This window comes from Guyparkeria sp., from assembly GCF_046540515.1.
Lineage (GTDB): Bacteria > Pseudomonadota > Gammaproteobacteria > Halothiobacillales > Halothiobacillaceae > Guyparkeria.
Map to the genome: position 1 here is coordinate 42,430 of NZ_JBKHFB010000008.1, position 7,455 is coordinate 49,884.

The 7,455-nt window shown below is 67.9% G+C and carries 9 protein-coding genes and 1 tRNA gene; 2 read left to right on the top strand and 8 right to left on the bottom strand.

Annotated features, from left to right (window positions below; translation table 11 throughout):
* Positions 1 to 14: 14 nt before the first annotated feature.
* Positions 15 to 683, top strand: coding sequence for an META domain-containing protein (locus tag ACLFRM_RS01930; protein WP_410753965.1), 669 nt, complete (start codon positions 15 to 17; stop codon positions 681 to 683).
* A gap of 20 nt (positions 684 to 703) precedes the next feature.
* On the opposite strand, the gene ligD is transcribed toward ACLFRM_RS01930, so the two are convergent.
* Complete coding sequence (ligD, locus tag ACLFRM_RS01935; RefSeq protein ID WP_410753966.1) at positions 704 to 1,594, bottom strand: non-homologous end-joining DNA ligase; 891 nt, start codon at positions 1,592 to 1,594, stop codon at positions 704 to 706.
* Positions 1,591 to 2,124 (bottom strand): DNA polymerase ligase N-terminal domain-containing protein, encoded by a 534-nt coding sequence (locus tag ACLFRM_RS01940; protein WP_410753967.1) that lies wholly within the window; start codon positions 2,122 to 2,124, stop codon positions 1,591 to 1,593. Before ACLFRM_RS01940 ends, ligD begins: the two co-directional genes overlap by 4 nt.
* Before the next feature lie 334 nt (positions 2,125 to 2,458).
* Here ACLFRM_RS01940 and ACLFRM_RS01945 point away from each other — a divergent pair, with 334 nt between their 5' ends.
* Entirely contained in the window at positions 2,459 to 2,629 is a 171-nt protein-coding gene (locus ACLFRM_RS01945; protein ID WP_410753969.1) for a hypothetical protein, read from the top strand.
* 72 nt (positions 2,630 to 2,701) lie between these two features.
* Here the strand turns inward: ACLFRM_RS01945 and ACLFRM_RS01950 are convergent.
* From ACLFRM_RS01950 to ACLFRM_RS01975, 6 genes are all read right to left on the bottom strand, one after another.
* Positions 2,702 to 2,777, bottom strand: a tRNA-Glu gene (locus tag ACLFRM_RS01950).
* 97 nt (positions 2,778 to 2,874) lie between these two features.
* On the bottom strand, positions 2,875 to 3,666 hold the full coding sequence (gene phnE, locus ACLFRM_RS01955) for a phosphonate ABC transporter, permease protein PhnE (RefSeq protein WP_410753970.1): 792 nt from the start codon (positions 3,664 to 3,666) through the stop codon (positions 2,875 to 2,877).
* On the bottom strand, positions 3,663 to 4,448 hold the full coding sequence (locus tag ACLFRM_RS01960; protein ID WP_410753971.1) for a phosphonate ABC transporter ATP-binding protein: 786 nt from the start codon (positions 4,446 to 4,448) through the stop codon (positions 3,663 to 3,665). The genes phnE and ACLFRM_RS01960 overlap by 4 nt, the downstream gene beginning before the upstream one ends.
* A complete protein-coding gene (locus ACLFRM_RS01965) occupies positions 4,445 to 5,326 on the bottom strand; it encodes a PhnD/SsuA/transferrin family substrate-binding protein (RefSeq protein WP_410753972.1) in 882 nt (293 codons plus the stop codon). Before ACLFRM_RS01965 ends, ACLFRM_RS01960 begins: the two co-directional genes overlap by 4 nt.
* A 191-nt stretch (positions 5,327 to 5,517) precedes the next feature.
* Entirely contained in the window at positions 5,518 to 6,672 is a 1,155-nt protein-coding gene (locus ACLFRM_RS01970) for an alkaline phosphatase PhoX (protein WP_410753973.1), read from the bottom strand.
* 244 nt (positions 6,673 to 6,916) lie between these two features.
* The coding region (locus ACLFRM_RS01975; protein WP_410753974.1) for an energy transducer TonB at positions 6,917 to 7,455 on the bottom strand (539 nt) is incomplete at its 5' end.

The following is a 7,455-nucleotide window of genomic DNA, read 5'->3' on the forward strand; positions in this document are numbered from 1 at the left end:
AGGAGTCACGTTTCATGGGAAGCCTTTTCTCGCCCACCACGCTTCGCGCCCTGCCCCTCGCGCTGGCAGCCGGCCTGATGGCCCCGGGAGCCGGGGCCGCGTCCGCCCCGCCGAACGACACGCACTGGCGGCTGGCAAACGTCGCCGGTCTCGATGGCATCGACCCTACCATCACCGACCTCGTGGTCGACAGCGAGGGCAATCTCAGTGGCGTGGCTGGCTGCAACCGGTATCGCCGCGAGCTCGACGCCGACGGTTACGGCGAGATCGGCCTGACTCGCAAGAGCTGCTCCGATGCCAGGATGGAGCAGGAACGGGCCTTCCTACGGGCGCTCGAGCGGACCCGCGAGTGGGATCACGACGGCGAGCGCCTGCTGCTGCGCGATGCCAAGGGGCGCACCCTCGCGATGATGCTCGAACCCATTACCCGCACCTATCATTTCGACTGCCAGGGCAAGGACGTGGTCTTCGACGTCGTCCGCCGCGGGCAGATCCGCCTGACGGTCGACGGGCGAACCGTCCTGATGCAGCGCGAGGAAAGCGACTCCGGCTCGCATTACAGCGACGAGGACGGCGAGATCGGCTTTCGGGGCAAGGGCTCCGAGGGGCGGTTGACCCTTCACGGCGAGACCCGCGAGTGCCGTCAGGTCCCTCCTCCCGATGCCCATCGGATCAACGATTGATCGCAGCCGGCCTTCCGAGGTCAGTCCAGCGCGTCCAGCGCCCGCCGGGCCACCGCCACGTCGACGGCCTGACCGGCCATTCGCGCCCAGGGGTCGCCCTTCTGCCCCAGCCGGCGAAACAGGTTGGCAAGCGTGTAGCCGTCCGGACACAGCCCACCCTTGTCGAGCTCGGCCCAGTCCAGCGGCGTGGCAACCGGCGCGCCGGCTCGGGCGCGCAAGGAATACGGTGCCACGGCTGTCTGGCCGAAGGCGTTGCGCATGACGTCGAGATACAGACGCCCCTCGCGCGCCTCGATACGCTGCTCGGTGGTGAGCTCGTCGGGGAACTCGGCGGCCAGCCGATCGGCCATCACCCCGGCAACGTCTCGTACCGAGTCGAAGTCTGCGCGCGGCACCAGGGGCGCCACCACGTGCAGGCCGGTCGAGCCGGTGGTCATCACGAAGGGCGAGAGCCCGCAATCGCGCATCAGGGCGGCCACCCGCCGGGCCGAGCGCTTGAGCAAGCCCATGTCGTCGCCGGGCGGATCGAGATCGAAGATCATCAGGTCGGGCCGCTCGACGGCATCGCCCCGGGCGGCCCAGCGGTGAAACGTGAGCGTCCCCTGGTCGGCGAGAAAGGCCAGGCAGTCGGCATCGTCGCAGAGGATGTGCTCGACCGATCCGGTGGGCTTGCCGTGAGAGATCCGCAGGCTACCGACCCGATCGCCGAAATGCTCGGCCCGTGCTTGCTGAAAGAAGCCCTGGTGATCGATTCCGTCGGGAAAGCGGTGCAAGGTCAGCGGTCGGCCGACCAGATGCGGCAACATGTACTCGGCTACCCGCCGGTAGTAGCCCACGACATCCGCCTTGGTCCATCCCGACTCGGGATACAGGATCTTGTCGGGGCGCGAGACCTCGCCCGAGGCGGTCATGACGGCGACTCCTGCTGTCGGATCTCCTCCAGCGTCCGGTCGCTCTTGACCGAGTGCGTCTCGGTGGATACCGGATCGCGACGCGCATCGGCTGCCTCGTCGCGCATCTTGATCAACAACCACTGAGGCTTGTCACCGCCCTCGATGCGCTTGAAGGCGTAACCGCCACGGATCTTCTCGCCATCGAGCCAAACCTCGATCAACCCGCGCTTGAGCCCTTCGGCCACCGAGTGCTCCGAGTCAAGGTTGCGGTACCCGCCCCGGTCCCAGAGCATCACCGTGCCGGCACCGTATTCCCCTTCGGGAATCACCCCTTCGAAGTCGGCGTAATCGAGATCGTGGTCCTCGACCTCGATCGCCAGGCGCTTTTCGGACGGGTCAGTGGACGGCCCCTTGGGCACTGCCCAGGACTTGAGTACCCCATCGACCTCGAGACGCATGTCGAAATGTCGTTGGGTGGCGTCATGCCACTGGATGACAAACCCCGGCGCCTGGCCCCTGTCTGCCTTGCCCCCTGCTGATTTGCCCATGGCACTGCTCCCCGTGGTGGATATCCCGTGATGGACGTTCCGTGGTGTTGGCCCCTGACGCTAGCCCGGAGTAAAGCAGTCCATCCGCTCGGCTGCCGATCCGATTCCGGCGTGCCGATAATCTTTATTTATTAGATCATTCAAACGCCTATGGGCCGGACTAACCAGTCTGCCTGGCCAGATCCCTGGACGCGGACTGCACACGAGATCAAGAGCAACGAGGTTTCCCTAGGCGACACACCCTCCTCTACACCCTGCTTGGTACCTTCCTCGCCGCTGGTGCCGACCATGCCGGTCACGCCAATCCCAGCGCCACCCGGAAGACGACCTGCCGATGCAGTACCACGACGAGAACCTGGAACAGAGCGTGGACACCCCGGGCGAGGACGAAATGCTCGGCGTGATGGAACAAGGCGCCTACGGCAAGCTGGTCGGCTTCCCGACGACCAGCGGCGCGGGCGCCGGCGTGGGTGGCGGCAACCCCGGGGTCGACGGCGGGCGCTGATCCAGACCCGGAAAGGATTTCCCGAAAACGAGAAAGCCCGCGCGGCAGACCCGCGCGGGCTTTCTCGTTGTGTGGCGTCCCCAAGGGGATTCGAACCCCTGTTACCGCCGTGAAAGGGCGGTGTCCTAGGCCTCTAGACGATGGGGACCTAGTGTTTGCTCTCGCGGCCTGGAACGACGATTCGACCTCGGCGCCTCGAAAGCGAGCGCGAATCTTAGCCGAACCTCCCGGGGCGATCAAGCACCTCAAAGCACCCGCTGGCGTATGGACGCCGACAGCCGCTCGAAGACGATGACAACGACCAGGATCACCAGGATGATCATCGCGGCCCGATCGTACTGGAACAGGCGCATGGAGGCGGCCAGTTCCACCCCGATGCCGCCGGCGCCGACCAGCCCCAGGGTCACCGCCGAGCGGATCGCCTTCTCGACGCTGTAGAGGCTGGTGGCGGTCATCGAGGCGAAGGTCTCCGGAAGGATCGCCCCGCCGATCACCGACAGCCGCCCGGCGCCGGTCGATGCCAGCGCCTCGCTCGGTCCGGGGCGCACCTCCTCGATGCGCTCGGCGAAGAACCGGGCGGCGAATCCGATGGTGTCGAGCACGATCGCGAGCACCCCGGCCAGCGGGCCGAGACCCACGGCGACGACGAAGATCAGCGCCCAGATCAGGTCGGGAATGGTCCGCATGGTCGCGATCATCAGGCGCACCGCCGACCGCAGTAGCGGATGGGGCGAGGTGTTCCGCGCCGCCAGCAGGGCGAACGGCAGGCTCAGGACCACCCCGACGCTCACGCCGACGATGGCGATATTGAGGGTCTCGAGCATCGCCCAGGCAATCGCATCCAGCCCGCCGGTATCGGGCGGGAAGGCCCGGGCGAGGAAATCGCCCAGGTTGCCGATGCCGCGCAGCAGCCGCTCGGGCGTCAGCTCGATCGCCACGACGCCCTGGATGAACAGGGCGAGAAACGCCACCCAGGCCGCCCACACCGTCCAGCGAGGCGCGGTCCAGCGCGGCGGTGCCATCGCCGGTTCGCTCATGCGGCCTCCTCCCCCGCCGGTGCATCGACGCCTTCGACATACAGCGCCTCCATGCGATCGCGTGCCACCGGCTCGGCGCCCGTGTCGAAGTCCACCTGCCCGGCCTTGAGTCCCACGATCCGGTCGCCGTATTCCTCCGCCAGCGCCAGCTGATGCAGGGAGGCGAGCACGGTCATGCCCTCTTCCCTCGCCACCGCGACCAGCAGATCCATCACGCCCCTTCCGGCCTGGGGATCGAGACTGGCGACCGGCTCGTCGGCGATCAGCACATCGGCCTGCTGCATCAGCGCCCGGGCGATCGCCACGCGCTGCTGCTGCCCGCCCGACAGCGTGCGGGCCGGGTGAGCGGCCCGATCCGCCAGCCCGACCCGCGCCAGGCAATCCATCGCCTTATCGCGCAGCTCGGTCGATGCCAGCGGCGAGAGCACGCCCAGCATCCCCAGCGGCGCCCGGCCCATGGCCCCGTTGAGCACGTTCTGGAACACCGAGACATTGTCGATCAGGTTGAAATGCTGGAACACCAGCGCGATCCGTCGTCTCGCTCGACGCCGGGCCGCCCCGCGCAACCGGTCGATCCGACCACCATCCAGCCACACCTCGCCGGCATCGATGCGCTCGAGCCCCGTCAGGCAACGGATGAGCGTCGACTTGCCGCTGCCGTTGGCCCCCAGCAGGATCGTCACCGCCCCGCTCTCGACCGACAGGTCCACACCCTGAAGCACCGGGTGGCGGGCGAATCGCTTCTGGATGCCTCGCGCCTCGAGAATCGGGCTCGCGCTCACAGGTCGATCCCCGCCGCCCGGTAGGCCTCCTCGACCAGCGAGTAATCCCCGGCCGTGCGGTCGAAACGCAGGGACGAATCCCGGTCGACGAACTTCTCGTGGTTGCGCTCGGTGGCGACCAGTGCCTCCCAGAGGGTGTCGGCGTTGGCCTCCAGCCGCTCGGCCAGCGCCGTGCGGCAGCTCTCCGGCAGGCTGCCGCGGATCAGCACCGGGTCGCCCGGCAGGATCGGGCTTTCCGCGATGACGCGATATTCGCCCTCGGGATCGAGCTGACGCAGCAGCCGGTCGTCGCGGTTGCCGCCACCCATTGCCGCGACATCACCGTTGACCAGTGCCGCGGCGCGGGTGTCGCCGGCCATGATCACCTGCAGGTCGCGCTCCGGGTCGAGTCCCGCCTCGCGCAGCATCAGCATGGGCAACAGGTGGCCGCTGGCCGAGCCGACGTCCTTGATCGCGACACGCTTGCCGCGCAGATCGTCGAGCGATCGGATCGGGCTGTCGGCGGGCACGAAGAAGCTGGTGCCGTAATGCGGTCGCTCGACGGTGAACAGGATATCGACCGCCGTCTCGCGCTTGAACAGGAGGTATTCCGACGGCCCGGCAAACACCAGGTCGACGTCGTCGTAGATCAGCGCGTTGCCCGCCGCGGTGCGGTTGGCCAGCGAGAACAGTTCCAGCTCGATTCCGGTGAGTCTCTCGAATTCCCTGGCGAACGGACCGAAGGCGGACGACAGGCTGCCCATGCCCTCGATGCCGGTATCGGCCATGCGCAGGCTGTCGGGGCAGCCGGGCAGCCGGTCGGCGGCCGGGGCCATCACCGGCATGCCCAACGTCAGGACGACCGCGGCCGTCTTCAGTGCGCGCGTGATCGCGTTCATCAGTTTCTTCTCCGTGTTTAGGCCGACAGGTTCGTTGCCGCTTGAACCCGGTCGGCGCCTGCCTTGCCTGGGCAGTGCGGGGACGGTCGGGGCCCGTCGGTTACCCGAGCAATGCCTTTGCCATGACGCGAAGGGCCGGGTCACCGCATGGCGCCGGAAAACGCATGCGCTCTCGTGATCAATCCACCGTGTCAGGCATCGATAAAGAAGGGGCCACGCATCTCGTAGGTGCGCCCGTCGGAGCCTTCGCCGGCCACCCCCTTCTGCGAACTGAAATAGAGACGGCTGCCGTCTGGCGAGAAGGCCGGACCGGTGATCTCCGAGCCCCGTTGACCGAGCACATTGACCAGTTCGAAGGGCTGGACATCCGGTCCGACCACCACCAGTCGCATTTCCGCGCCGTCTTCGGCCACCACGAGATCCCCTCCAGCGGAGATGGTGAGGTTGTCCACGTCGTCGATGCCGGGGTTGAAGGCGGCCTCGCTGGCCTTGTCGTAGACCACATCGATGGTGTCGGCGACCGTATCCACGGCCCACACCCGGTTGTCGCCCTTGGTGGTGAAGTAGACGACGCCATCGTGGTACCAGCAGCCCTCGCCGCCGTTGAACGCTTCGCTGCCGGCCACCTGGTAGCGGGTCGGCGTTTCCTCGGGCGGCCCGTCCGTGCCGACCAGGCTCGGTACCGGCACCGGTACCGGCTCCCAGGTGACGGGACGCGTCTGCAGAGGGTCGTCACCCGTCACCACCGCCACCTCCAGGAGCCCGCTGCGCAGGTCGGCGCGCCCGCCGCGCGGATAGTGATCCGGGGTGAAACGGTAGAAGCCGCCATCCTCGACGTCCTCGGTGAGGTAGATACGCCGACCGATCGGGTCGACCGCCGCCGCTTCATGCTTGAACATGCCCAGCGCCGGGGCCCCTGCCGCTGGCTCGCGGCCGAGCGGGTCGCATTCGAACACCAGGCCCTCGTCGGTTTCCTCGCAGGAGAGCCAGGTGCCCCAGGGCGTGGGACCACCGGCGCAATTGTTGGTGGTGCCCTTGCAGATGGGATAGCTGTCGACCAGGTCGCCCGCGGCATTGAAACGGAGCGCTCCTACCCCGCCCTGGCGCGGGATGTCTACCTCGCTGTTGGACACGTAGATCCAGCCGCCGTCATCCGTCGGGAACACGGCACCACCATCGGGGTACGGGTGCCAGGGATAGTCGCCGCCGCACCTCGCCGGCCGGCCGGTGCGGGCCACTTCACGTACGGAAAATCCGCGCGGCACGCGCATGCGGGTGGTCGGGTCGTTCTCCACGGCGATCTCGTGCAGCGTATCCGCCAGATTGGGGATATTGCTCCGACGCATCGGTGCGGCGACCGGCTGCGTCGGCCGGGGCGAACCCGCCGCGTTCCCCCACAACAGCGGTCCGACCGCAAGCACGCCACAGGCCGTCAGGCCTCGCTGCAAGAGGCGGCGGCGATCCGGATCAACGGGCATCGGGTGACGTGCGTTGGGCATCGAAATATCTCCGGCAAGTTCCAGGTTCAATGTTCCAGATTCAATGGGCGTGTCATGACCAGGCAGGCGCTGTTTCAGCTGGGTGACGAGTTCATTGCAGCTTGAAGCCGATCGGCACCTGCATCGCCCAGCGCTCGCGGTCCATCTCCTCGGGGATGGATTCGAAGGGCGAGGCCCGGCCAACCGCCTCGACCGCGGCGCGATCGATCGACTCGTCGCCGCTGCTCTGGGCCACGCGGATCTGCTCGATGCGCCCGCTGCGGTGCAGGACGAAGGAGACGATCACCGTGCCCTCGATGCCGCGCTCACGGGCGCGTTCCGGGTACTCGCGGTTGCGGGCGATCGCCGCACGCAGGCGTGCCATGTAGGCCTGCTGCGCCTGGTGACGTCCGGCGGCCGCCGAGCCGGTGTCGACCTCCTCGCTCGCCCAGCTGTCGTCCTCGTCAGATTCGCCCTCGGTCGTGTCGGTGTCGGTCGACTCGTCGGGTGACTCGCTGGCCTCCTGGGTGGCCTCGGCCGTCTCGTCCGGGGTTGGCTCAGGCTCAGGCTCAGGCTCAGGCTCCGGCTCAGGCTCAGGCTCAGGCTCCGGCTCCGGCTCCGGCTCCGGCTCCGGCTCCGGCTCCGGCTCCG

Excerpts from the sequence above, each read along its gene's own strand:
- ACLFRM_RS01965 (WP_410753972.1), bottom strand. The coding sequence starts at position 5,326 with ATGAACGCGATCACGCGCGCACTGAAGACGGCCGCGGTCGTCCTGACG.
- ACLFRM_RS01970 (WP_410753973.1), bottom strand. The coding sequence starts at position 6,672 with ATGCGTCGGAGCAATATCCCCAATCTGGCGGATACGCTGCACGAGATC.
- ligD (WP_410753966.1), bottom strand. The coding sequence starts at position 1,594 with ATGACCGCCTCGGGCGAGGTCTCGCGCCCCGACAAGATCCTGTATCCC.
- phnE (WP_410753970.1), bottom strand. The coding sequence starts at position 3,666 with ATGAGCGAACCGGCGATGGCACCGCCGCGCTGGACCGCGCCTCGCTGG.
- ACLFRM_RS01930 (WP_410753965.1), top strand. The coding sequence starts at position 15 with ATGGGAAGCCTTTTCTCGCCCACCACGCTTCGCGCCCTGCCCCTCGCG.
- ACLFRM_RS01945 (WP_410753969.1), top strand. The coding sequence starts at position 2,459 with ATGCAGTACCACGACGAGAACCTGGAACAGAGCGTGGACACCCCGGGC.
- ACLFRM_RS01940 (WP_410753967.1), bottom strand. The coding sequence starts at position 2,124 with ATGGGCAAATCAGCAGGGGGCAAGGCAGACAGGGGCCAGGCGCCGGGG.